17 protein-coding genes and 5 pseudogenes are annotated in these 23,818 nt (G+C 60.2%); 7 read left to right on the forward strand and 15 right to left on the reverse strand.

Annotation, left to right across the window (positions count from 1 at the left end; translation table 11 throughout):
- Positions 1-216 precede the first annotated feature (216 nt).
- Positions 217-831: pseudogene (locus tag KJQ96_RS42335) on the forward strand (ABC transporter substrate binding protein); the annotation flags it as partial.
- A gap of 80 nt (positions 832-911) precedes the next feature.
- The gene (locus tag KJQ96_RS42340) at positions 912-1,205 is read left to right on the forward strand and encodes an ABC transporter substrate binding protein (RefSeq protein WP_375293241.1); all 294 of its coding nucleotides are present in this window, start codon (positions 912-914) and stop codon (positions 1,203-1,205) included.
- A 24-nt stretch (positions 1,206-1,229) separates the two neighbouring features.
- Here KJQ96_RS42340 and KJQ96_RS42345 read toward each other — a convergent pair whose 3' ends face one another.
- From KJQ96_RS42345 to KJQ96_RS35320, 4 genes and pseudogenes are all read right to left on the reverse strand, one after another.
- On the reverse strand, positions 1,230-1,517 hold the full coding sequence (locus KJQ96_RS42345; protein ID WP_375293243.1) for an SRPBCC family protein: 288 nt from the start codon (positions 1,515-1,517) through the stop codon (positions 1,230-1,232).
- Positions 1,518-1,550: 33 nt separating this feature from the next.
- On the reverse strand, positions 1,551-4,910 hold the full coding sequence (locus KJQ96_RS35310) for an adenylate/guanylate cyclase domain-containing protein (RefSeq protein WP_213290803.1): 3,360 nt from the start codon (positions 4,908-4,910) through the stop codon (positions 1,551-1,553).
- A gap of 638 nt (positions 4,911-5,548) precedes the next feature.
- Positions 5,549-7,337: pseudogene (locus tag KJQ96_RS35315) on the reverse strand (adenylate/guanylate cyclase domain-containing protein).
- Positions 7,338-7,527: 190 nt separating this feature from the next.
- A complete protein-coding gene (locus KJQ96_RS35320) occupies positions 7,528-7,947 on the reverse strand; it encodes a hypothetical protein (protein ID WP_156438808.1) in 420 nt (139 codons plus the stop codon).
- 480 nt (positions 7,948-8,427) lie between these two features.
- On the opposite strand from KJQ96_RS35320, the gene KJQ96_RS35325 reads away from it, so the two are divergent.
- The gene (locus KJQ96_RS35325; RefSeq protein WP_213290804.1) at positions 8,428-10,224 is read left to right on the forward strand and encodes a vanadium-dependent haloperoxidase; all 1,797 of its coding nucleotides are present in this window, start codon (positions 8,428-8,430) and stop codon (positions 10,222-10,224) included.
- Positions 10,225-10,373: 149 nt separating this feature from the next.
- Here KJQ96_RS35325 and KJQ96_RS40815 read toward each other — a convergent pair.
- The 3 genes and pseudogenes from KJQ96_RS40815 to KJQ96_RS35335 form a co-directional block, all read right to left on the reverse strand.
- A pseudogene (locus tag KJQ96_RS40815) lies at positions 10,374-10,523 on the reverse strand (molybdopterin-dependent oxidoreductase); the annotation flags it as partial.
- Complete coding sequence (locus KJQ96_RS35330) at positions 10,489-10,875, reverse strand: hypothetical protein (RefSeq protein ID WP_249734919.1); 387 nt, start codon at positions 10,873-10,875, stop codon at positions 10,489-10,491. The pseudogene KJQ96_RS40815 and the gene KJQ96_RS35330, both read right to left, overlap by 35 nt.
- A 4-nt stretch (positions 10,876-10,879) precedes the next feature.
- A pseudogene (locus KJQ96_RS35335) lies at positions 10,880-11,386 on the reverse strand (alpha/beta fold hydrolase); the annotation flags it as partial.
- A 113-nt stretch (positions 11,387-11,499) separates the two neighbouring features.
- Here KJQ96_RS35335 and KJQ96_RS35340 point away from each other — a divergent pair.
- Positions 11,500-11,904 (forward strand): isochorismatase family protein, encoded by a 405-nt coding sequence (locus tag KJQ96_RS35340; protein ID WP_375293242.1) that lies wholly within the window; start codon positions 11,500-11,502, stop codon positions 11,902-11,904.
- A gap of 67 nt (positions 11,905-11,971) precedes the next feature.
- On the opposite strand, the gene KJQ96_RS35345 is transcribed toward KJQ96_RS35340, so the two are convergent.
- The 3 genes and pseudogenes from KJQ96_RS35345 to KJQ96_RS35360 all read right to left on the reverse strand — a co-directional run.
- On the reverse strand, positions 11,972-12,388 hold the full coding sequence (locus KJQ96_RS35345; RefSeq protein WP_309142521.1) for a nuclear transport factor 2 family protein: 417 nt from the start codon (positions 12,386-12,388) through the stop codon (positions 11,972-11,974).
- 236 nt (positions 12,389-12,624) lie between these two features.
- Entirely contained in the window at positions 12,625-12,897 is a 273-nt protein-coding gene (locus KJQ96_RS35355; RefSeq protein WP_249734920.1) for a hypothetical protein, read from the reverse strand.
- Between the two features lie 47 nt (positions 12,898-12,944).
- Positions 12,945-13,192, reverse strand: a pseudogene (locus KJQ96_RS35360) (alpha/beta fold hydrolase); the annotation flags it as partial.
- Between the two features lie 126 nt (positions 13,193-13,318).
- Here KJQ96_RS35360 and KJQ96_RS41560 point away from each other — a divergent pair.
- Positions 13,319-13,441 carry a hypothetical protein gene (locus KJQ96_RS41560; RefSeq protein WP_256441722.1) on the forward strand — a complete coding sequence of 41 codons (123 nt, stop codon included), beginning with the start codon at positions 13,319-13,321 and terminating at the stop codon, positions 13,439-13,441.
- A 14-nt stretch (positions 13,442-13,455) separates the two neighbouring features.
- Here KJQ96_RS41560 and KJQ96_RS35365 read toward each other — a convergent pair whose 3' ends face one another.
- Positions 13,456-13,719: a hypothetical protein gene (locus KJQ96_RS35365; protein WP_213290807.1), complete on the reverse strand. Its 264-nt coding sequence runs from the start codon at positions 13,717-13,719 to the stop codon at positions 13,456-13,458.
- 2,803 nt (positions 13,720-16,522) lie between these two features.
- Here KJQ96_RS35365 and KJQ96_RS35370 point away from each other — a divergent pair.
- Positions 16,523-16,717, forward strand: a complete 195-nt coding sequence (locus KJQ96_RS35370) for a hypothetical protein (RefSeq protein ID WP_213290808.1) — start codon at positions 16,523-16,525, stop codon at positions 16,715-16,717.
- Positions 16,718-18,194: 1,477 nt separating this feature from the next.
- Here the strand turns inward: KJQ96_RS35370 and KJQ96_RS35375 are convergent.
- The 4 genes from KJQ96_RS35375 to KJQ96_RS35390 form a co-directional block, all read right to left on the reverse strand.
- The gene (locus KJQ96_RS35375; protein WP_249734922.1) at positions 18,195-18,662 is read right to left on the reverse strand and encodes a hypothetical protein; all 468 of its coding nucleotides are present in this window, start codon (positions 18,660-18,662) and stop codon (positions 18,195-18,197) included.
- A 427-nt stretch (positions 18,663-19,089) separates the two neighbouring features.
- Entirely contained in the window at positions 19,090-19,281 is a 192-nt protein-coding gene (locus tag KJQ96_RS35380) for a hypothetical protein (protein WP_213290809.1), read from the reverse strand.
- A 1,105-nt stretch (positions 19,282-20,386) separates the two neighbouring features.
- On the reverse strand, positions 20,387-20,800 hold the full coding sequence (locus KJQ96_RS35385; protein WP_213290810.1) for a cupin domain-containing protein: 414 nt from the start codon (positions 20,798-20,800) through the stop codon (positions 20,387-20,389).
- Positions 20,801-20,827: 27 nt separating this feature from the next.
- Positions 20,828-21,583, reverse strand: coding sequence for an SDR family oxidoreductase (locus KJQ96_RS35390; protein WP_213290811.1), 756 nt, complete (start codon positions 21,581-21,583; stop codon positions 20,828-20,830).
- Positions 21,584-21,970: 387 nt separating this feature from the next.
- On the opposite strand from KJQ96_RS35390, the gene KJQ96_RS35395 reads away from it, so the two are divergent.
- Entirely contained in the window at positions 21,971-23,758 is a 1,788-nt protein-coding gene (locus KJQ96_RS35395; RefSeq protein WP_213290812.1) for an adenylate/guanylate cyclase domain-containing protein, read from the forward strand.
- Positions 23,759-23,818: the final 60 nt, after the last annotated feature.

A 23,818-nucleotide genomic window follows, 5' to 3' on the forward strand; every position in this document is an offset into this window, starting at 1 on the left:
AGCGGCCCTCAGAATTTTTAACATCTCCTGCAAAACGACTTTTGCAACACAATCAAGGGTAGACCGGAAGTGATTTACGCAGAGGCGAAGCGGAGCTTTTGACCCGAAACAGACCTCGACGGCTACCCAACAGACGTAATGAAAGTAGCCCCCGCCCCTCTTGGCGTGCTATGATTTGTCACGACAGTCTCCCTCTCCTGGGCCCAGGCTGGACACATGAGACGACGCGAGTTCGTCACGCTATTAGGCGGCGCAGCAATTGCGTGGCCGTCTGTCGCACGAGCCCAGACTCCGAGGGAACGGCCCGTTATCGGCACATTTGGATCGGGTACGCCAGCTCAGCGCAAAGGTTACGAAGCCTGGCCATCGTTCTTGAAGGGGCTGCGGGAACTCGGATACATCGAGGGGCGCGATTTCGACATAATGTTCCGACTTGCCGCGTCTACCGAGAAGTTGCCAGAGGTAGCGAGGGAGGTGATTCAGCTCAGCCCTAATGTCATTTTCGCCGCCGCCAGCGCCAATGCGCTTGCCGCCAAGCAGGCAACATCAACCATCCCGATCGTTGTTGCAGCGTTGGCGAACCTGACCGCGCTTGGATTGTCGGAAACCGATCTTCGCCGTCCAACTGGCAACCTGACCGGCATCATGCCCTACGTGCGTGGGCTGCCTGCCAAGCAGCTTGAGATCGCGCGGGAAATCGTTCCCGGCGCGCAAAAAGTTGGTATCGTAAATGACACGACCGACATCAAGGCAGCACCGCAGTGGGACGAAATCAACGCCACCGCCGCGACACTTGAAATCAAGATCGTCGGTGGGGATACTCAGAGGACCGAGGATGTTGACCCACGTTCAGAAGGTTTAAAGCGGAGCGCGTTGATGTCGTCATCGTTCTGCAGGCGAACTTCTTACTCTTGGATCGGGCTCAGATCGCCGCTGCCGCAGCGGCAACTCGGCTCCCGACCGTTTATGGATACCGCGAACTCGTGGATGCGGGCGGGCTCATTAGCTATGGAATTGATCTGCGGGCATGCAATTATCGCGCTGCGACCTACGTGTACAAGATACTCAAAGGCACCCCCGTGGCCGATTTACCCTTTGAGTTCCCCACCCGGGTCGACCTCGTCATCAATCTAAGGGCTGCAAAGGCACTCGGTCTTACGGTGCCCGACATGCTGCTCGCCCGCGCCGACGAGGTGATCGAATAGCGACCCAAGAGTTGCCGCGGCTGCTCACGACCGGTTATAGCTGCGATTGACCTCATCCCAATCGTCCAGTGCCGCCACAACGCTGACTACCACTCCAAAGAACACGGTCGTGCGTCGCTTCCCGTCAGCGCTGAGATCACACAGCTCAACAGCAGGGTCCCATTCGCTCATGGCGCAAAAATCACCTACCTTATTCCAGAGTTCGCCAGGTGATAGTGGCGACCGCACCGTCATGCTTGATTCCAACGCGTACGCGGACGTCGCAGCAACGACGAGCGCAGTAACCGCGTAGAACGTTAAGCTCGAGCGCATCACGGAGATTCCTTCCTGTACGCCGGGGTCTTGCTAGGCCAACTCCGCAAGGAGCGCGCCGGCTTTTTTGAGGTCATCCATATCGAAGCCTTCAGTGAAGCTGCCGTAGATCGGCGCGAGCAGGTCGCGCGCGCCGGTGCCCTTGCCTTGATCGCGCCAGAGGCGGGTCATGCTGGTAGCGGCACGCAATTCCCAAAGCCTCGCGCCCTGTTTCTGCGCTGTGTGAAGCGCGCGGCGCAGCCAGCCTTCGGCATCGCGTCGATCTGACTTGGTGATCAGCGCCTCGGCCATGAGCCGATACAGCTCCGCCTCGTACCACCGCTCGTCAGTTCGCTCGACCACCTCCAGGGCTTCATTTAACAGGCTGATCGCTTCAGCGGATCGGGTCGCTCGCCTGTGCGCTTCCGCCAGAAGACCAAGATAGTAAGGAACCTTGATCTCGGCACCCGTCGCCCGCTTCGTCGCCAGACCCCGCCGCATCGCGGTAATGGCCTCCTCGATGGATCCTCCTTGAGCGAGCGTGGCCCATCCTCGGAAACAGGTCCCTGTTCCGATGAAGTGGGGAAAACCGTGCTCGGTGGCAAGTGCCACCAGCTCCTCGGATCGTTGCTTAAGGATCGCTCCATCGCCGCGAAGTTGGTGAAAGATACAGTTGACGTGTAGCGCGAATGCCAATGTGTAAGGCTGCGAAAGCTCGCGCGCCCAGGCCAGCGCGTGTTGGCTTTGCGCCAGCGCCCGATCCGCTTGGCCCAGAAGTAGAAGTGTCCAGGCCACGAAGCTCTCACAGGTAGCGCGAATGTCGTGGGGTGCCAGCCTCGGGGGGCGGTGCTCCAGCTGATGATAGATGTTGAGTGCCTGCCGCAGATGGCGAAGCGCAGGGTTGAATTCGGCAAGAAACAGGTGGCTGATCCCCAAGTTCCGGTCAGTCAACAGCTTCGTGTCGCTGTCATTTCGGCCTTCGGCAAGCACCGCCAACTCGTCCGCCAGCTGACGAGCGGCGCGGATCTCCCCGTGATTGTGCAAGAACGACCAGGCGCCGCTCATGGCTATGGCCAGCTGGGCCGCCTCCGGAGCCTCGCGGCACAGCTCGCGGGCACGGGCATATGCTTCACCGGCCTCAGGCGATGCCCATCCCTTGGCGGCCACCAGGGCTCCGGCAAGCGCGAGCTGAAGAGAAAGTTCGTTGGACCGGCGCTGCGGACTTTTCGGTAGTAGGCTCAAAAGCGACTCGAGCGCCTTGCCAAAGTGCGCAGCGGCCTCGGCCATCGTCGAACGTTGGATCGCCAGGCGCCCAGCCTTGTCCCAATACCCGATTGCCTGTTCAACGAGGCCGGCCTTGGCACAATGCTGTGCCATCAGCTCAGGCTGAACCGCTGCAATCTCCGGAAACTGGCGTTCCAGCGTGATGGCAATCCGGCCATGCAGGTGCTGCCGCCGGGGGCGCAGCAAGGTGCTGTAGGCGGCGTCCTGGACCAGCACGTGCTTAAAGGTGTAGGTGGCATCAGGCGGCGTCCCACGCCGAAACACCAGCTCGGCGCGTATGAGCTGCTCCAAAGCGCCCTCCAGCTGCGGTTGCGACATTTCCGCGACTGCATTGATCAGCTCGTGCGAAAACTGACGCCCGAGCGTCGCTGCGATCTGCACGACTTCTCGAGTGGGCGCCAATCGATCGAGCCGGGCCAGAAGCGAGGCCTGGAGCGTCGTCGGGATCGCCAAAGGAACTAGCGGCCCGGTCACAGAGTAATGGTCGCCGGCGTCGGTTATCCATCCGCTCTCGACGACAGATTTGGTCAGCTCCTCGATGAATAACGGCACGCCATCCGTGCGATCAATGATCTGATCGGCAATCTCCGGGGGCAATGTCTTGCCTCCGGTGACCTGCGCGATCATCTCGGCGCGGCGCCGAGGGGGTAAGCGGTTGAGACTGAGCAACGTCACATGTGGACGGCCGACCCAGGGCGGCGTGAACTCCGGCCGAAATGTGAGAATCACCAGGACCCGCAGCGTCGCGGCGCGGTCGATGAGCAGATCCAGCGACTCCAGCGTGGTGGGGTCGCTCCAGTGGATGTCTTCCCATAGCATCAGCAGCGGCTGCTGCGCCGCGAGTCCTTCGACCTGCGCAAGTTGCACATGAAGCGTTTTCTCTTTGCGCTTCTGCGGCGTGAAATTGAGCGGCAGGTAGCGGTCGCCGGTCGGTATCGACAGCAAGTCCGCCAAGAGCGGGACAGCTTCGCTCAGCTCCTGGTTAGCCAGAGCCAGCACCGCAATAAGCTTATCCAAGCGGGTCTCGGCCGTATCCTCACGTCGAAAGCCGGCCGCCTGCTCGAGCTGGGTGATGCTGGGATAGAGCGCACTGTTCTGATGATGTGGCGAGCAGAAATAACGCAACCGCGTGTGCGGCTCCTCGCCCAACTGCTCCAGTAGGGTTTGTGCGATGCGCGACTTGCCGATGCCTGGCTCACCCACGATCAGGACGACGGAACCGTCGCCGGCCTTGGCCCGCTCCCAGCGGCGCGTCAACAATGCGATCTCTTCCTCGCGACCGATCAACGGCGTGCTGGCGGCGCGTAGGGCCTCGAACCGACTGCCGACCAGGCTCGCGCCCACGACCCGCCAGACACGCACCGGATAGTGAATTCCCGCGATCGGCAATGTGCCCAGATCGCAATAATCAAACAGGCCGCCAAGCAGACGGCGCGTGTTGTCTGCGATGACAACCGAGTTCGGTTCGGCAAGCCCCTGTAGCCGTGCCGCAAGATTAGGGGTTTCACCAATGACCGCCTGTTCCTGGGCGGCGCCCTCACCGAGCAGATCACCGACGACTACGAGACCCGTGGCGATACCGACACGCACCCGCAACGAGGTCCCCTGGCCCGCATCGAGGCTCGTCACGGCCTCGATCAAGGCAAGGCCGGCGCGCACCGCTTGTTCGGCATCCTCCTCATGTGCCTGCGGGTAACCGAAATAAGCCAGCACGCCGTCACCAAGATACTTGGCAACAAAGCCGCCGGACCTGGTGATTACCTCGGCGCAACGACGGTGATAGGAGCCGATGACGTCGCGCAGTTCTTCCGGATCGAGCCGCGCAGACAATGCCGTGGAACCGATAAGATCGACGAACATGACCGTTAGCTGGCGGCGTTCGGCTTCGGGAGCCTTGCCGGCAGAGCGATCGGGCTCGACCGAATGTTTGGTCGTGTCGCGAAAAGTTTCGGCTCGCAAGGCAGCGATGGCATCGAGGAGAATACGGCGATGGCCGACGGCAGTCACGCCGAGGTCTCTGAGATCCTCGGCGGTGAGCTTGGGCAGGATTGCCTCATCGATCGCGTTTTCCCGGAATGCCTGCTCGTAGCGTTCCAGGCCGAGGCCGCGCAGCCAGGCAAAGATATCCATGCCATTCACCGCACACTTGGCCGCCTCATCCCTTGGCTATAGCCGTCGTCACGTTGGCCGCTCCGTTAGCCGTGCGCCGTCGGTCGAACCGCTCGCGGATCAGACCGTCGCACCAGAATGAGAAAGCTACTTTATCCCACCCCATGGGGCGAGACACGTTTTTTTGGCTCGTGAAGCGCTGGAACCCGCGGATCACCCCCGGAGCGAGCTCGTGAGGGCTCCCGGAGAACGACGCTCACGGTCACGATCCCACCGACGCATCTCGCGCTCGCCGACGGGGTGATCAAGTGAGAGGGCTACTTCCGTTGTTGGCACGTTTGAGACGTGCCGACATACCCTGCGGATGTCCGCTGATCGGGAGATTGTGTTGCAAAAGTCGTTTTGCAGGAGATGTTAAAAATTCTGAGGGCCGCTGGCGCGTTCTTCGTGTAATGATCTGAGGGACCTCATCGCCTTGCGCCAAATTCATGGGCGACTTCGGTAGCGCGACTCAGGCTATGCGAATCATCGATCTCTTTGCGCCTCAGGTTTTCGCCAAAAATTTGGGCTGCAACTTTCGACTTTTGCAACACTATCCGGGATGGACCGGAAGTGGCTGGCCGACCGTCAAAACGACGCGAATGGACCCATAAGCGACATCACCCCTCCGGCACACCAGCTAGGCGCATGCCCTCATAGAAGCGCTCTCGCGCGGCAAGATAGGTCGGGTTGTCGCTCGGTACGCTGATGCGCATGCGGCGAATGATGAAGCCCGGATCAAGGGCAAGGGCCGCCCGCGCAGCGGCCTTTGCCTCATCCAGCGCGCCCAGCCGCGCCAACGCGGCGGCGAGCCAGAATCGCCCGAGCGGATGATTTCGATTGGCTTCAATGCTACGGCGTAGCCAAGCCACTGCTTCCCTTTCGGCATTAAGGTGAAGCTTGGCTATGCCAGCGATCAGTAGCCAAAGATAGGAGAAGGTGTCGCGAGGAGATAGCCGGAGCGCCTCATGGACGTGGTTTTCGGTTTCCGCGGCACGACCAGTATAAATTTTGGCAACACCGATCCAAGCGTGCGCATGGGCCAAATTGCGATCCAGCGCCAACGCCCGTTCGCATTCAGCTATGCCTTGAGCCGCGCGGTTCGAAAAAATTTGGACGACGCCCAGCAGCAGGTGCGCCAGGGCATGCTGCGGAGCCAGCGACAGAGCCTTGTTCAACGCTGCCTTAGCCGCCGCGAGGCGCTGGGCGGGTCGTCAGTTAAAAAGGCGACGGCCATTGTCGCATCGATATTTGCTCTCCCGACTAGCGCCTCGATATTTTTGGGATCGAGCACGAGGGCACGTTCGAAAAATTCGCGCGCCTGCGCCATGAATTCGGGGGTTGTTCCCTTGTTGAACCAAGCGATGCCTTGGAAATACAGGTCCATCGAATTGGGATGCAGCGAACGCTCCGCTCGCCGCGCCTCAGCCTCAATGAGTTGGGTATTCAGCATGTTAGCGAGCCGCGAGACGATTTCGTCCTGCATATCGAACAGATCGGCGACGGGTTTGTCGAAACGCTCGGCCCATAGGTGATTGCCGGCATCGGCGTCGATCAGCTGCACGTTCACCCGAAGCCGATTACCGCACCGCTGCACCGAGCCCTCAAGGACGTAGCGGACGTTCAACTCGCGGCCAATCTGTTTGAGGTCAACCGCTTTGCCTCTGTAGGTAATGCGGTGTGCCGTCCGATCACGAACGAGCCGCTGATGCGCGAAAGGTCCGTGGTCAGGGTCTCAGTCACGCCATCGACGAAATAGTCCTGCTCGGGATCGCCGCCGATGTTCGCGAACGGCAGCACCAGCATGGACAAGCGTGGTGCTGGGGGTGGGATTGGTGTCGTGCTGCTGCCCTTTGTTGTCGGGCCAAGCCCATCCTGGACCACGGCATAGGCCCGAACGGGGCGAGTGATGTTTTTGAGGTTCTGATCGCCCAGATCGGCGAACTCAACCCCGATCTTGCCCCATACTTGATCGTGGGCAGAAGACGAGATGCAGATGCCGCCAGGTTCTGCGATGCCCTCAAGCCGCGCCGCGATGTTAACGCCGTCTCCAAATATGTCATGGGGCTCGACGATTACGTCGCCGATGTTGACGCCCACGCGGAAGGTAATGCGCCTGTCTTCCTCCTCGTTGATGGTAAGTTCCTTGATGCGGGTCTGAAACTGCACAGCGGCTCGGACCGCCTCAACTGAGCTTGTAAACTCCGCCAAGAACCCATCGCCGATGTTCTTCACGATACGTCCGCCGTGTTCGGCAATTGCTGGCACAACGACGTCCGCCAAGAGCGCTGTCAGTTTGGCGTGCGTAGCCTCTTCGTCATTGTGCATGAGCCGCGAATAGCCAGCCACATCGGCGGCCAATATCGCCGACAATCTGCGCTCGACCCGGACTGGCCGCTCTTGCACCATGGCCCGCAATCCAACCTAGTTGCGATTGTACGACAGATCGGATGGGATGCCCACCTAGGCCGAGGGCACTTTCCGGACGTGATGCTCGTGCTCGGTGATGTCGGTTAGGCGGGGAAAGCGGACTTCCCGCAGCTGTGCCGCTAGGTCCGCCCTTGGAGCCACAGCGGACTTACGGGCGTGTTTGCTCAGATCATCCCCCCGGTCCCGGAATGAAGCAGCGCCATATAGGGGTCATTCTTCCATCGGTGTAGGACGGCGACCACCAAACCATCGCGATGCCGCTGAGGTTCGGCTGGTCGATGACGGCGGAGTATGGCACGTCGAACCATTGCCCCGGCTCGGTTGGCCTATGCGGATCTTTCAATAAGACTTTATACCCGCCCTTCGTCATATCCCACTCGGCCTCCACGTGCTGGCCGTCGCCGGTGTCGCAGCACGGCTCGCCTACCTTATTCTTGAGACTCTTGAACCACGCATTGAGTTCTGGTCGCATCGGGTCATGCGAATTGGCCGTACCAATCTCAAGAAGAGCAACCGCACTCAATCCCATCATGGGAGTTAGGATCAATCGATAAAGGCGTGTCGGCCGGCGTCCATTCGAACTGGTCATGGGAACCTCCGTTCCCCCAAACCCGTTTCTGTGGGTCATCGGCACTGCGCGAAGGTTCAACCGGATGGCCGACGCGCTGGCTCGGTTGGCCACTTCGAATCTGGCACCAATGCGAAGTCCAGAGGCCTCCGAAATTATCGGCTTATCGGGGCAAACCGGAAGTGGTCAGCGCACGGTAGAAGGACGCGATTGACCCCCAAAGCGGAAGTCGTCCAAAAGATCAGACGTCTTTCCAGGACGCACGAGATCGTGTACTCTTTGAATAGCTGTCGTCGCAGGCGGGAAATGCCGAATTCCTCTCGGGACTGAACGGACAGCAGTCGTGCCATCGGCAAGCATTGCACTCGAATCACCGACTTCCTTTTTCGCCGGTCCTTCATCATTCGCATTCGAACGCAGGTGCGCGTAAGCGCGCCCGGATGCCATTTGAATCCGGAAAGCGCGGCCTCCAGAGCGGTGCCTGCGAGGGAGGAGATCTCCATGGCTGACCACCCCACCATTTCGACTGAATCTGACCTGACATCGCCGACCCTGCCGACCACCGCAGTCACTCGCCGCTCGCTACTCGGCGGGGCCGGCATCGCAGTTGGCGCCGCCGTACTTGCGTCTCCGCCGGGCATGTCCGGAGTAGCCCCGGCCGCGGCGCAGACTGTGGGCGTGAGCGTGGACGTGCGCCCGCTCGACGCGGCGTTCAAGCGCCGCGCCTTCGAAGTCCGACAGGCCTGCGCGAGCAACAACGAGAAAATTCCGATCCCGCCTCATCCGGCGAATGGCGATGAGGCGCGCTACACCAACAAGATCGGTTCCGACACACGGGGCCTGCCGCACGACAAACGCGGCGAAGTGGAGCAGGCGGCGTGGCAGGCGCTCTATGCCGCTTGCCAGTCGGGCGAAGCAGCTGATTTCGAGAAAATCCCGCTCGGCGGCACCCGCAAACTAGTCAACCCCCTGGGCACGCAGGCCGTCAGCCTGAGCGGCATCAACCCTACCCAAATTGCGATACCGCCGGCGCCGGCCCTTGCAAGTGCGGAGCGCGGCGGCGAGGCGGTCGAGGTATATTGGCAATCCCTGCTTCGTGACGTTCCGCTTACCGAGTTGCGCGACGACACCTCCCATCGCGACGTGCTTGCAGCCACCGAGGAACTGAACAAGCTTGCCGATTTCCGGGGACCGAAGTCCGGTGGGCGGGTCACACCCGGTACGTTGTTCCGTGCCAATGTGCTTTATTTCGACCCGACCGACCCGAAGGGCCGCTCCGTCACGCCTCCAGGCGTTCTGGATGGCCCGCTGATCTCGCAATTCCTGCTCCGGGACGTGCCCTATTCCGCACAGTGGATCAGTGCTCAAATTCGCACCGCCTTGCCCGCCAGCGAATTCCTGACCGACTACGACGAGTGGCTGGCGATCCAGAACGGCGCTGCATCGAAACGCCGGTTGCAGTTCGACACGACACCGCGATTCATCACGACAGGAAGAGATCTCGCGGAGTATGTCCGCACGCTTCCTGCACTTGGGTGGGCGGCAGCACTGATGCTTGCCACCCCCGGCGGTGGAGCGGACCCACGCTACACCGGCATGTTTCCACCGGCGGACCCCGTGTCCTATCCGTCGAATCCGTATCGGAAATCGAAGACACAGGGACCTGGAGGGGGCACCTTCGGGTTGCCCTATGTGCAGGCCCTGCTCACCACGGGGATCAGTAACTCCGTCCGTGCGTCCTACTGGCAGAAGTATTTTGTGCACCGGGCCGTGCGACCGGAAGCCTATGGCGGCCTGGCGCACCATCGCCTCGCCAATGGCGTGAGCGATTACCCGTTGCATGAGAGTTTCCTGAAATCGGAAGCCCTCGATCGCAGCAAAGCCAAGTACGGCAGCTATCTTCTGTCACAAACCTATCCGGAGGGAGCGCCGCTTCACTCCACCTATCCCGGCGGCGCCACGGGCGTTGGTGCTGTCACAGCTACCATATTGAAGGCGTTCTTCGACGAGAGCCGCGTCATCGCCAACCCGGTTCAGCCCGATCCGGCTGACCCGACGAAGCTCGTGCCCTATAGCGGGCCGCCGCTCACGGTTGGCGGCGAGTTGAACAAGCTCGCGGTGAATTTCGGCTTCGGACGGAACTGGTCGGGCATCCACTGGCGTTCGGATGCTTCCGCCTCGATGGCTATCGGCGAGGAAGTGGCGATCGGAATGCTGCGGGACGAGCGCACGACGCTGCGCGAGCCCTTCGACGGCTTCTCCTTCACGCGCTTCGACGGCAGCCGCGTGACGATCTGACGGCAGTCGGGCGACGCCCCCCTGCCGTGGGGCGCCGCCCGGTCCTGTGCAGAGTAGTGGAATCGTTTATGCCCGACGCAACCGCGGTCCTTTTCGACCAGGTCGACCAGAAACCTGAGGGGAACACCGGTCCATTCGTTGGTGCTGACGAGGCCGTGGGTGTTTTGAACAGTGAGGTTCTCATCGGCCTCGTGCCAATTTTCCCAGCCATTCCCCGTGCATTCGATGAAAACTGTGCGTGACATCGACGGCATCGCCTTGAGGTCATCGATGTTGAGCACCAGGGGCCTGCGGACCATGCCATGCACAAGCAACCGGTGCTTCGCGGGATCGAGATCCGGCGCCCCCCGAATGGCTGCGTTCGTAATGCAGATCGGTCGGCGTGATGCTGCCGACCAGCTTGTCGAGCGGTGCCTTCGAATTGATCGCATCGCTTGGATCGACGTTGCGCTTGCCCGGACGGGCTTCCGGGATACGAGCGATCTTTACGTACTTCGACCGCTCGCTGTGACCGCTAAGGTCGATGCCGTCCTCGCGAGGCGGCACGTCGGCAAGAGAGTCGGCAGCGGCTTGGCCGGCCACCACGCTCCCCGCGAGCCCCGTGGACGCAGCAATGAATTTCCTGCGGGACAGTCTGCCTTCGTTGCTCATCAACTCACGAAGCAATCTTGCGGTTGAGGAAATCGCGGATGAGAGGCACCATTTCGTCGGCCTTGTCCTCGAGCGCGAAATGACCGGTGTCGATCAGGTGAAACTCGACCTTCGGCAGGTCGCGCTTGTAAGGATGCGCGCCGTCGGCCGGGAAGATCTTGTCGTTCTTTCCCCAGACGATCAGTGTCGGTGGCTGATGCTTGCGGGAATAGGCCTGCACCTTGGGATAGAGCGGCAGGTTGGTGCGGTAGTCGTAGAACAGGTCCATCTAGATATCGGCGTTGCCGGGACGGTCGAGAAGCGCCTGATCGTGTACCCAATTGTCGGGCGCAACGCGGGTCACGTCGCTGACGCCATCGGTGTACTGGAATTTGGTGATCTCCGGCGTCACCAGCTTGTTGAGCGCCTTGCGATGCTCCTCCGAGTGATCGGCCCAGTAGGCCTTGATCGGGTCCCAGAATTCCTTCAAGCCTTCGTCGTACGCATTGCCGTTCTGCACGATGAGGGCCGTCGATCATCAGGTCGGCACGATGTCGTGGACCCACTCGCACGACATCAATTTGGTCAAGGCGAATGCAATCAAGCTCGCCAAGATCGCTGCCGGATCCGGCATCCCGGTCCTGCATGGAAGACCACGTTCAGGGCCCGCTGATCTCCGAACTCAAGGAGATATTGCCCGAGGCATATGAGAAGCGGATCAAGCGGCCCGGGATAGTTAATGCGATGCACCATGAGGACTTCAACAACGCCGTCAAGGCGCTCGGTCGCAGGAAGCTCATCGTCGCAGGCATCACCACCGAGATCTGCGTCCTCTTCCCGGTCCTCCATATGATCGACGAGGGGTATGAGGTTCAGGTCGCGGCGGACGCCTCGGCCTCTTACACGAGGTACGGCGACGACATCGCGCTGCGCCGCATGGAGAAGGTTGAAGCCACCATCATCACCCACGACCAGCTCATCTCCGAGCTGGCAGTCGATTGGCGGTCCCCGCTGGGCCAGAAGCTCTCCGGCATCCTCGCCTATCATTAGCTGCGGGCCGGTACCCGTCGCATCGACCGAGTTGGATAGGGCGCCTGCTCAGCCGGCAGGGCGCGCCCTATCGACCGAGCACCCTCACTCGAAAGGTGGCGCGGAAATCGAGTTGCTCATCGAGATGTCTTGTCCGCATTCCCACCACAACCTCGAACGCCTCATCGTCGAAGGATTTTCGGTCAAGAAACCGATACGTGTAGCTGCGTGTGGCGAAGCGCCAGCCGTCAGCCTGCCGGATGAGCTCGTCGTTATAGACAGCGAGGTTCTCGTAATAGGTGCCTTCGCCACGGCCGTGTTCGCGGACGACAAATCTCGCCGTCGCACGATCTCCGTCGAGGACCACCACGCCCGAATGCGTCATCTGCATGAAATAGCGCTCGATCTTATAGAGGCCCTCGAGCATGCCGACGATTGCGTCCCTTCCGCTGGCGGACGACGGAAGGGGCGGCCGATATTCCAGACGGCCCCGTCCGTCGCCCACAGCCGCGCGAAGGCGGCGATGTCGCGCTCGTTGACAGTGTCGCTAAAGCGCGCTGCGAGGCGATGGATTTCTGCTTCATCCTCCAGCGCGCGCAGGCGCCTCTCAACGTCGGTGCTAATCTTACTCGGCTGGATCGAGCAGCACGTATAGCCGCTCAATCCTGCCGTCCCGGAAGAAGGCGACGTCGGTGCCGGAAACGGGCGCGGGCTGCCCCTTGTCGTCAACGGCGCGCCACCTCAGCCGCCCCAAACCGTGGTGACCGACGGCGAGCCCGATCGGCGCGAAGGCCATTCCCGGCGGTAGCGTGTCGAGAAGAGCGCCAACCGCGTTCGATATGGCGTCAAGCCCGGTGACGACGTGGCCCTCCTCGTAAAGAACACCGTCTGATACCCAAGCCGCTCGAGCGCTTGACGCCGCGTGACCGCGTCTCGTTGGCTGAACACCTGGGTTGCATTGGCCTTCAGGATCGAATCATAGTCGATCCTGGCGGCTTCACTGTCGGAGCTCATGGGACTTTCCTTTGAATCAAAAGCCGTCGGGGATGGCAGCCAGGACGCTATTTCCGGATAAAGGCAAGAATATCCGCGTTCAGCTCGCGTCGGCATGGGTGGTGAGCATGCCGTGCGGGTATCCCTTGTAGACCCTGAGTTCACCCTGCTTGAGCAGCTCGACGGAAAGCAGCGCGGATTCCGCGATGGGAACGACCTGGTCGTCGTCACCATGCATCACGAGCACGGGCACGCCGATCTGTTTCAAGTCATCGGTGAAGTCTGTCTCAGACCACACCCTGATGCACCTGATGTGCCGCGCGCCGAAGTCTCGCGCGGGCTGCCACTTCGCTGCCGCGATCGGCATGCGGTCGCTGCTTGAGGACTTCGTGCCGACCATTCCCGATTTCGCCCTCGATCAACACATCACGGCCGGGAAAAGATGGGCCGTGGCCTCGATCATTTCCGCAGCGAGGGCGCGAAGCTGGTGCCGCCGCCGACAGAGCCGGACCCGTTCGAGGACGAGGCTTATCGGTTGTGGGCGGTCAAGCAGCAGAGCAAGTAAGCCCTGCAGAAGGATCAGCGTGATTTTCGTTTGCGCCGTGTTCGTTTGCGGCTGAGCCGTTTGGCGTTTGCCGCCACCTTTCTTCGATACTGCTCAATAATCTTATCTCCGGATGCGACAGCCATCAGGCTTGTACCGGCCTTCGCCGCAGCAAGCATTTTTTCGCTCACCATTCGCCGAGCTTCTCGTTGAGCCGCTTTGTCGCCGCGCATAAGTTTCGCCATGCGCAGTCCGATCACGCGATTGCTCTCTAGCCCCAGCATCATCCAGTTCCACATGCAGCGATATTCCTAGCAAGGCGACCAGCTTTCGGATCACATCAGCGACCACGGTGTGTGCGGTGTCCCAACAAAGCCACGTGGCTGTCACGACGGGCACAATCTGCTCGCGTCATTCTTGAACCTGCCTTGGCAACGCATCCCTATGACTAAAGGGTTCCTTCACCTTGATCTTGGGAACACCCGAATTGGCAATAGACGGGGCTCGCTTCGCATTGAAAATCAGACCGCTGCTGCTGGGGGGCCAAACCGGAGATGTCCGATGGGTGTGGCAGGCTGGCGTTTCGCGAATGTGAAGAGAACTCTCCGTGTCCGAGTGGTCCTTGTCGGCCTGCTGGAGGAGTTGCCGTTTGTCTGCCCGGTGGTAGTCGCAATCGGGTCGACGGTCATGGTCGCGATTAAGCTCTGCAAGGATTTGCCGCAGTAAGGCGGGCGCCCGCTATAGCGCTCATGTGCATGCCTTTGTGTAGCGATCGGCATAAAATATAGCGAGATTGCGCGACTGCACTTCCACTTCCCGCCGATGCTCAGGACGACGCCGTACTGCTTACCCCGATATTTCATCTCCCTGAGACGGACCTATGGGGCGCGCAAGCAATGCCAGCACACCCTCCCTTGTCGTCGGGGTCATCCGCTCAGGTGGCGCCGTCGGCTTGATTTTTTCCAAGCTAGCCGACGCCGTAGGGCTTTTTGAGAAAGTAGTCGCGGTTGCCGAGCGCCTTCTCCGCGTACTGGTCGTCGCGACTGTGATCGCCTGGACGTGCTGATAACAGTAGCCTTCACGCGCAGCCCGCTGGCGCACTTCAGCAAGCGCCCTGATCCATGGCGAGTTGTCCGCCTTCTCGTCGTACCATTTGAGCGGCTCTGGCATCACCAGCTCCGCCACCGAGCACGCGACCTATCGTCGGTCCGCCCTGCTCCTTCCTGAGCCGGTCCCGCTCTGCGCAAAGACCTTCAATCTTCGCCAGCATCCTACCGAGCAAGAGCTCAGCCGCCGCTGTGGCGATGCCGGCGCGCTGAAGCTGCAGGATCTCCTTACGCTGCCTTCCGACTTGGACGCGCATGTGGTCGATTTCGGAACGGACGTGATCTAGGCCCATAGCGCTCCTTCAATTCTCTTTGGATTATTCGGCAAAGCCCTTCGCCCCGGCGCCCGAGCTGGTCGTAAAGGCGAAGCCGCCTGAAAAGGACTCGATTTCGCGGGCTCTCTTCACCGGGCCAAATAGTACAAATCGTGAACGACTTGGCAAGTCCCTAGCAACAGAGTGTTCTGGCGCGGAACACCCAAGATCATTGCCTGAGTAGCGTATTGCCCTGGTCGACCCCGTTTGAGGATCCTGTCCCATTTCCCGACAGCCGGAAGCTGCTCACGCTGAGCCGCCGACTACATCACGAAGCTGCCAGAGGACGAACAGAACCGGCCCGAATGGCAAGCGGCTATTCATTGCCTGATCGGCGCCGCTGAAGACCGCGATTTCCTGATGCACGCGCGGATCGGAATGCTGCGCGCATTGAACGCCGGCAAGCCGAACCCAGATTTCACGCCAAGGGTGAAGAGAGCCAAGGCGTACAGGATCGCCTGCTGAAATGCTTGCTCTGCGAAGGAAGCGGCTGGGCCTGTGAGAACCATCCGGACCAACCATGGGAACGTGAGCACGCCTGCGGCTGCGGCGGTGCTGGTGCTCCCTGCCCGACCTGCAATTCGCCGGCCGAAGGCGAGCGGCCTCGGCTGCCGTCCGGCTTCAAGACGGTGCTCGATAAGGATGGATACCGGCACTGAGCCGGAGGGCGTGGCGCTTGAGCAAGAGGTGATCGGCGCAGAATATAAAGATGGCCCCAGCGCGCGGCGGTGCGCTGAGGCCCTCCAAAGTATTCCCATTTGAAATTGCCAGGTGGAATAGTGGGTAAACCATCTGGCGGGCCAATAAAGCGGGAAAAAGGTGACCATATCTGCCCAATAGTGAACATAGCGCGGAAAGCTCGCCAGCCCCTGTGCGGGCCCATCCCTGGAAACATCCTGTGCGCACCGCGCTGAATCGATCGGCCCCGGCAATACTCAACGCGCCGGGGCGGCCGACACTGGAGATACCCCCAGCTAGGGGCTTTGGGGCATGGAGCCGGGGGACTTACAGAATAGCCGCCACGGGCGGCGCGGTCTGTACGGCCGCTGACAAAGGGCGGGCCCGCCAGCGTGAAGCCGCGGGCCTAGTCCTACGGGATTTGGATGACATTGAGCTTGCGTTCGCCCCATGGTTGCGGGCGCCGCGCCCGTCGGCGAGGCGGTGCCACGCCAAGGAGTCCCAGCCCGGTCCGGCCGGTCCCGGAGGTCCGTGCAGGGTCCTGGGGTTCTTGAAGTGGCACCCCCGCCTTGTCCATCTTCCCGCTTGGGACTTCACCCGAGTAGCCCGGCCTTCCTGCCCCGAACACGAGCGCCCCGGCGCCGGCACATCGATACCGTCCAGGATCGCAAGCGAGGGTGCGGAGAGCGACATAACGTGACCCCACTACCTCAGGTCCGGGCGTCAGGTAGCAAAGGCTCTGCCCACAAATTGAAGCGCCCGTAAGACTCCGGATGCGGCTCTCTAATTAGACGAATCCTGTTGAAGCCGCCGTCCCCCCTCTTCACAATGAAGTATGAGTAATGGTTAGTGAGGGGTTTTTTAAAATGCCTTCTCTTCAGCCACGTATTGACGCCTACTCCACCCTGTCCACAAATCTTCTGACTGAACATGTCCCGCCAACAAGGCGGGCAGACCTATAACCTGCAAAGTTCTGAGTGGTGCGTTGGTAGGAGGATTAAAAGATGGATCAGTTTATTTCAACGGAGCAGCGTCTCTCGCAGATAGACCTCGATCTTTCCCACCGCATGGCCAAACTTCAAAAGCTCAGAGAAGCGGTCCGTATTGCAGAGGCGCTGCAAGCGTCAACGGCGCAAAGGCGTCCCCGACCTTCACCGAGCGACACCGCCTCGTACACCGAATCTCGATTGGCGGTTTAGTTAGGTCGACGGCTTTACCCGTCGAGTGGGCTTCGCGCTTGCTGCATCGCTCCGCGGCTGGTTGAGCTGATGAAATCGATCTTCCAGCGCTGCCCTTTTGGCGAGCAGTTTTTCGCGGAGAACTGACTGCATCTGTTGGTGCAGTTCGAACAGTTCCTCAATCGACATTTGCTCCCACTCACTCCGCATGACGCACCCCGGCGATCATGAAACCATTTGAATTCTCGCTCACGAAAGAAACTTCAGAGATATGGGAGAGAGGCTCAGCCTCAATGCACTGAAGAAAATTTAATGAGGATGGCGGACGATCCTGACCGCGTAGCCCGTCATAAGGTCTATCGTGAATAAAAATGGCCCCAGCGCCGGGGTCCGCGCCGAGGCCATACAAGTCAAACAGCCGGACAGGGTAGTGGGTACCCGTCTGGCGTATCGATACAAGCGGGAACGGGTGGCAATGCCTGCCCAATAGTGAACAGAACGCGAGAACATCCGTGGAGCCCTCTCAGCCCTGCGTCGGCCGCTTGCCGAGCGCCGATTCCATCGCTCCGGGGGATAGTGGAGACAAAGCGGGAGAAAGTGGCGGCCCCAGCTTCTTTCCAGTGCTGGGGCCGTTTTCGTTTATCGGCGGTCGATGAGGTCATTCAGTCTTGTTAGCAAGGCGCATGGCAGCCCTTAACGCCATTTGCTCATAGTCTTGCGCGAGCCTGAGCATCCCTATCTTGGCACCTTCTTCGTTCATCTGTTCGGCCAGCACACGCGATTCCTCGGCTAGCTGTCGCCAGTGTTCGGGTCGTTGAAGTGCGGGGCAATAGACATGAGACGTCTCGCTGCTGCACACACAAATCGAATGCCGGCGCAAAAACTCGTCCTAGTTTCACAGCCTGCCGCTGTCACCAATGATGCCGGACAATTTGGCGATGCTAGACCCTGAAGATCAATGCCGCTAGGCTCCGGGTCTCAGGGGAGGCGCTTATGGAAAGTATCCTCTGGCTATTTGATCACCCAATCTCTGATCTGCTACTGGTCGGCATATTTGTTCTAGCCGCGCTGCAGCACCGACAAATGGGGCTCCTGCAGCAGAGAGCAAACCAGCTTGCGTTTCAGTTGAGCGAGCTGAATGCACTTATGAGAACCACTCCGCCGTCCCCGAATAGCGCATGAGGTGACTCAGAGCGGGCACTCTGTGCGTTTTGAGGAAACGACGCTACCACCCCTAACGTCGCGACAAACGACGGTCAGTCGGCCTCTAAGCGTCTAGGGTGCGCGTTGCCTACGGCGAGGCTCGCGGAGTGTCCAGGGCCTATGCATCAGCTATGGCCCCTTCTTCTGTCGGGGGCGGGGACGGATAAGCAGCAGGAAACTTGGTCCGAAGCCACATCCACACCGCCTTCCTGTTTGATCTCAAGGCATGGAGTAAATTCCGAAGGAGGCTCTGATGCGCATTCTAGCCCTGGCGATTTTGGCGATCGGGATAGTCTCAACAGGCGTCGATAGCGCCGTTAGTTATTTTTTTCTTGAGCGCTTCGCAGACCGCGCGCACTTCGGATGTCGTTAGCGAACACTCCTCGATCTGCAAGAAGTAGCGCTTACCCTCCTCGCGATAGCTTGCCGCTAATGCCTTGATCTCGCTGACCGTCGTATGAACGCCAGCAACCGTGGCCTCGCACTTCTTGGCAGCCTCTGTCAGTTCGGCACCGAGCGCTTCGATCTCCCTTACGGCCGCATCGAATTCGCGAACGACCGCTTCGGCGGATAGTCTGCCGACCTGATTGACGCCCTCCTTGTGCTCGACGTAGTCGGGCAACGGGCCCTTCGGAAGCGGATGGTCGTCGTTCGGAATGATATGGATTGAAGGTAATGCGCGATTGCTAGTTTGGACGATGTCTCCAATATCGCGTTCAATGCCGTCAAATTTCGATGCGAGCAGTTCGTCAGTAAAACTCATTTTACAACGCTCCAAACTGTTGCGGGGCTATTGAGCGGCGTAACGGTCAAGCAAAACATTCTGGTTGTCCACAGCTAAGTCGGCGGCAATGTATTGTGGTCGACATTGGAACCGTCGCTTCCCTTCATCGCACGCGCTCGCTCATCGGAGCGAGGTCCCAAGGCACATCCGCCCAGTAATTTCGGTCAACGCGCGCTTCGGCATGCGCCAGCAGGCCGTTGGTGCATCTGGGGGAAGTTCGGGTAGGCAAAGCGTTTAGGCGCATTTCCTGCTGATAGGTGTTTTTTCCAGCGCGTCGGCCGAGCCCCACAATAGTTTGGCGCACCATACCGTTTCAGGACGGCGCTTCCGGCATGCACCCAAATCGTCTGATCTCGCCCTATGCTGCACCTAGGAAACCATGCCGCTTCGCCGAGTAAAGCTGCTGCTATCGGCGCGTCAGCAGCACCCCAATCAAGAATGCAATGGCCAATGACTGGATAGGCGCCTCGCGCGTCGCCGTGCTCAACCTGTCGAGCCACCCCGGACGAGGCGCGACTTCGTCGGCCAGGTCCTGGGACATGCCGCGAATGGCATCCACAGCGTTGTCGATCCTTTGCCCGGGGTCCGCGGTCAGCATGGGAGTATCGTCATTTGTCATGATCGATCGAGCTCGCGGGGATCTTACTCTGGTCCATTGACCATCTCCGTCCACATAAGACGGTTCAGGTCGGAGTTTGTTCATATAGCGACAATGGAAATATTCCAGGTGGCCCGACGCACGACAGGTTCCGGACGACATGCGCCGGGCCTTACTACCGCACCACCACGGTTCACCCACCGGAATGGCCTATTCAAGCTGAGTGCGATTCCCGGCAGAATTGGGCGCATGCAGCGCGCTCAAAAAATCACCTTGGGAGAAATGCGGGAGTCCGGCCCTACCCGGCTCTTGGTCTACTGCGGCGACTACAGGTGCGCCATTCAGTAACGGTTGACGCTGCCGCTGGGGTGATGACGTTCAGCTTTCGGATCTCGAGCCCAAGTTCACCTGTCGGGCATGCGGTCACTGCGGCGCCGACGTCCGGCCGCTCTTTGAACATCGATGAATACGGACAGGCTGAGCAAGCCGTAACACTCACTAGGAACGATCTCCGTCGGACGGCGTAAAATCGCGCGGCGTGCCCACTGACGCCGCTGCGGCTCCAGCTCTTTGCGCCGTCGTCTCGACTCCCGGGGCTGGAGTCCGCCCTTGAGTTGCATATGGGTTCTGGAATGAACCGGCTGGTAGCGAGTTCACGCCAGGAGCGTAAGGTAAGAGCGGGTCTCAGGCCGATCTTGATTAAGATCAACAAGTCCAATTGCCCCTTAGGGTCAACTGCGTCGCTTTGACGTTCGGCCAGCCACTTCCGGTCTACCCCGAGCAACGGACATTGTCAGCGCCGGTAGGCAGGTCTGTTTCGTGCCAGGAAGAGATATTCCGAGTGGGGTTGACCTCGGTTATTCCATCAACTCGTCGGCGCGTGCGTCGGCGGCACCTTAAGCCAAAGCGCGCCGATCTCGGTGCGGAGTTGAACGGCTCCCATCGCCGAAGTTGGAGAACTTCCTTCCCCTCACGCTGTAAGTGCCGACCTGTTGGCTCGGACGCGGCGGCGCGAAGCGGCGCGCTCTCGGCGAAATCGGCTGCTGTATGAAGCGTTCGGCCGAGCCGTCAGCGATAGCAGTGAGATCCGCCGCTGATGACCCGACTACTTGTCTGGAATTACGATCTCACGATCTCCTGTGTCGACCACGAAGATGGCAAACAGCTTCGCCGGAGCCGTGGTACTGGCATTCTGGCTAATCTGGTGATGATCACCCGGCTGCTCGATCCAGCTCTCGCCGGCTTGATAAGTACGCTCCGGCGCCTCGTTTACTTTGCTGCGGATCGCTCCCTCCAGCACGCGCGCATAGATAAATGCCGACGAAGGATGCCGATGGGAGGGCGATCCGCCGCCGGGCCCGTACTCGACGAGCACTGCACGCAGACTCTTGCCGGGCACGTTCGGCAGTTCGTGCTCGTACACTAGGGTCACCTTGGCGTTCTTAAACTTCGTCTCATCCGCGAGGACGCTGCCGAACGGCAGGGTGGCGACAAGCAGCGAACAGAGGATGCGTTTCATGGAGCCCTCCTTCGGTTGCGAAACGGATCAGGCTCCTGCCCGCGAGCGGCGGAGCCATTCGTCGAAACCGATGCGGCCGAGGCGCGCTTCGCCCAACGGCACGAGCGAGTGCTCCTCGACCCGGCCGCCCCAGTACCGGGCCTCAGGGTCGCTCACGACCTCTCGCGGGTCGCCGACCGCCTTCAAATAGCGGGCTATGATTTCGTTGAACGGCGCTCGTTCCGGGCCGGCGATTTCGACGATGCCGCTTCGCGGCGCCGCGAGCGCAACATCGGCAACGATGGCAGCAACGTCGTCCGAGGCGATTGGTTGGAACAAGCCGGGCGAGAGCCTGACCATGTTTCCATCCGCACTTGAAGCGGCGATGGTACCGAGGAATTCCATGAACTGCGTCGCGCGGATGATGGTGTAGGGGATGCCGGAGGCCTCGATGAGTTTCTCCTGGGCGACCTTGGCGCGGAAATAGCCATTGTCGGGCGTCCGGTCAGTTCCGACGATGGAGAGCGCGACGTGGTGCTGGACGCCGGCAGCGGCCTCCGCCGCGAGAAGGTTACGGCCGGAAGTCTCGAAGAATTCCAGCACTGCCTTGTCTTCGAATGAGGGCGAATTGGCGAGGTCGATCACCACCTGCGCGCCGGCCAAAGCTTCTTTGAGCCCCTCCCCGGTGATGGTGTTGATCCCGCTTTTGGGCGAGGCGGCGACGGCCTCGTGGCCGCCTTGGCGCAGAATGGCGACTGTCTTCGAGCCGATCAAGCCGGTGCCGCCGATCACGACGATCTTCATGGTTGACCCTCCCTCGTCGATGTTGGAGATCCTTGGATGGTTGGACATCCCTCAATGGGTTTCGAAGAGTGGCTTCGAATACTAATGAGAAAGGATATCTGGTCGCCCCTTTGCGCTCAACACCAGCAGAAAAAGTCGCGCGGCTTTCTCAGAAGGCGTCGACTGGTCAGCAATACTGATCGAATTGTGGGAGGCGCCCCGGATAGCTCATGTCCGAGTTGGTCATTCGCGTCGGTTTGGCCGCGTACCGACGACCCGCTCTACACCAACAATCAGACATCGTCACCGTGCGGCGGCATGTCTCAAAAGTGCCAATAACCGACAATGCCCTGGATGGGCATCCCGCCCGGTCCGTTGTACAATAGCCTCCAGGTTGGATAAGCGGCCATGGTACAAGAGCGGCCAGTCCGGGTTGAGCGCAAGCTGTCGGCAATACTGGCCGCCGACGTGGCTGGTTACTCGCGGCTTATGCATGATGACGAAGAGGCTACCCATACCAAACTGACGGGGCTCCTAAGGGGCAGTGTCTCGCCTGCGATTATCGAACACGGCGGCCGCATTGTGAAGAACACCGGAGACGGGTTCTTAGCGGAGTTTCCGAGCACCGTCGAAGCAGTTCGGGCTGCTGTTCAGTTCCAAGATCATATTGCAAAACTTACGTTTAATGATGCGGAGGAGAGGCGCATTGCCTTCCGCGTAGGCGTCAACATTGGCGACGTAATCGTCGAGCCCCATGACATCTTTGGAGACGGCGTTAACGTTGCGGCACGGCTTGAGAGCATCGCAGAACCTGGCGGCATCTGCATATCTTCTGCTGCATACGATCAAGTCCGAGGCAAGGTGGCAGTCGAGTTCGCCGATCTAGGAGAGCAGAACCTCAAAAATATCGCCCGCCCGGTTCGGGCCTATGCCTTCGTCCGCAATAGACCTAGCTCGAAAGAGGCTGAACTCGCCAGCTCGGGCGCCTTTTCACCGCCTCGTCTTTCCATTGTTGTGCTGCCCTTCACCAACCTTAGCGGTGATACCGAGCAAGACAACTTCGTCGATGGTGTAACGGAAAGCCTGACCACGGACTTGTCGCGCATGTCGGGTTCATTCGTGATCGGCCGACACACCGCGTTTACCTATAGGGGCAAAGCGGTTGGTCTCAAGAAGATCGGTCGTGAACTGAACATCCGTTACGTCCTTGAGAGTTCAGTACAGCGTAGCGGCAACCGGCTCCGGGTGAACGTGCAGCTTGTCGATGCCCAAACCGCCAATCATTTGTGGGCCGAACGTTTCGACAAGCCTATCACCGATCTGTTCGATATGCAGGACGAAATTGTCTCCAGACTTGCTAATACGTTAAATGCCCAGCTCATGACCGCTGAGGCAAGGCGAGCAGAGAATGCGCTGCATCCTGATGCAATTGACCTGATCTTCCAAGGCAGGGCGAACTTCAACAAGGGGCAAACGTCCGAGAATTTGACGAAAGCGCATGATTTTTTCGAGCGTGCGTTGGCGCTTGATCCCGGCAATGTCGATGCGCTGGTCGGCGCGGCTGTAGTTGATTTGTCAATTGGCGTTGCTTTCCTCACCGATGATCGGGCCGCGAGATTTGCAGCCGTGGAAGCAGCTTTGACCAAGGCTCTTTCCCTTGCCCCAGATTTCGCATGGGCGCACTTAGCTCTGGGCGTCGTGCACATCTATACAAACCGCGCGACCCAGGGCATCGCCGAATGTGAGCAGGCGCTGGCGTTAGATCGAAATATGGCCGACGCTCACGTTTTCATCGGCTGGGCGAAGTTTTTTCTCGGTCGCGGCGCGGAAACGGAGGCCCACATCAACGAGGCGCTCCGCCTCTCGCCCCGCGATATCGGAGCATTCCGCTGGATGCACGGTGTCGGCGTGCTTAGAGCGCGTCTCGGTGCCGACGCGGAAGCAGTGGTGTGGTTCCGCCGGAGCATCGAGGCCAATCCAAATCAGCCGATGGCGCATTTCTATCTCGCCGCTTCTCTCGCGTGGCTCGGCCTTTTGAAAGAAGCGCAGGCAGCGGCGCGAGAGGGTCCTACGCTGAACCCCGGCTTCACTGTCCGCCGTTTCCGTGCCTACACTCCGAGCGACAATCCGACTTATCTTGCCGGGCGCGAGCGCATGTATGAAGGTCTGCGGTTGGCCGGAGTACCGGAGGGCTAACGTCGGCTTTGGGTCTTGGCCGTGTAAAAACGCCCTTCCCAGGGAAGTCGAAGTCGATGA

It is taken from the genome of Bradyrhizobium sp. sGM-13 (assembly GCF_018398875.1).
Classification (GTDB): Bacteria; Pseudomonadota; Alphaproteobacteria; order Rhizobiales; family Xanthobacteraceae; genus Bradyrhizobium.

Coding starts and splice junctions, on each gene's coding strand:
- KJQ96_RS42345 (WP_375293243.1), bottom strand. CDS start 1,517: ATGCGCTCGAGCTTAACGTTCTACGCGGTTACTGCGCTCGTCGTTGCT.
- KJQ96_RS35310 (WP_213290803.1), bottom strand. CDS start 4,910: ATGGATATCTTTGCCTGGCTGCGCGGCCTCGGCCTGGAACGCTACGAG.
- KJQ96_RS35320 (WP_156438808.1), bottom strand. CDS start 7,947: ATGACCAGTTCGAATGGACGCCGGCCGACACGCCTTTATCGATTGATC.
- KJQ96_RS35325 (WP_213290804.1), top strand. CDS start 8,428: ATGGCTGACCACCCCACCATTTCGACTGAATCTGACCTGACATCGCCG.
- KJQ96_RS35330 (WP_249734919.1), bottom strand. CDS start 10,875: ATGAGCAACGAAGGCAGACTGTCCCGCAGGAAATTCATTGCTGCGTCC.
- KJQ96_RS35340 (WP_375293242.1), top strand. CDS start 11,500: ATGGAAGACCACGTTCAGGGCCCGCTGATCTCCGAACTCAAGGAGATA.
- KJQ96_RS35355 (WP_249734920.1), bottom strand. CDS start 12,897: ATGAGCTCCGACAGTGAAGCCGCCAGGATCGACTATGATTCGATCCTG.
- KJQ96_RS41560 (WP_256441722.1), top strand. CDS start 13,319: ATGGGCCGTGGCCTCGATCATTTCCGCAGCGAGGGCGCGAAGCTGGTG.
- KJQ96_RS35365 (WP_213290807.1), bottom strand. CDS start 13,719: ATGTGGAACTGGATGATGCTGGGGCTAGAGAGCAATCGCGTGATCGGA.
- KJQ96_RS35370 (WP_213290808.1), top strand. CDS start 16,523: ATGGATCAGTTTATTTCAACGGAGCAGCGTCTCTCGCAGATAGACCTC.
- KJQ96_RS35375 (WP_249734922.1), bottom strand. CDS start 18,662: ATGAGTTTTACTGACGAACTGCTCGCATCGAAATTTGACGGCATTGAA.
- KJQ96_RS35380 (WP_213290809.1), bottom strand. CDS start 19,281: ATGCTGACCGCGGACCCCGGGCAAAGGATCGACAACGCTGTGGATGCC.
- KJQ96_RS35385 (WP_213290810.1), bottom strand. CDS start 20,800: ATGAAACGCATCCTCTGTTCGCTGCTTGTCGCCACCCTGCCGTTCGGC.
- KJQ96_RS35390 (WP_213290811.1), bottom strand. CDS start 21,583: ATGAAGATCGTCGTGATCGGCGGCACCGGCTTGATCGGCTCGAAGACA.
- KJQ96_RS35395 (WP_213290812.1), top strand. CDS start 21,971: ATGGTACAAGAGCGGCCAGTCCGGGTTGAGCGCAAGCTGTCGGCAATA.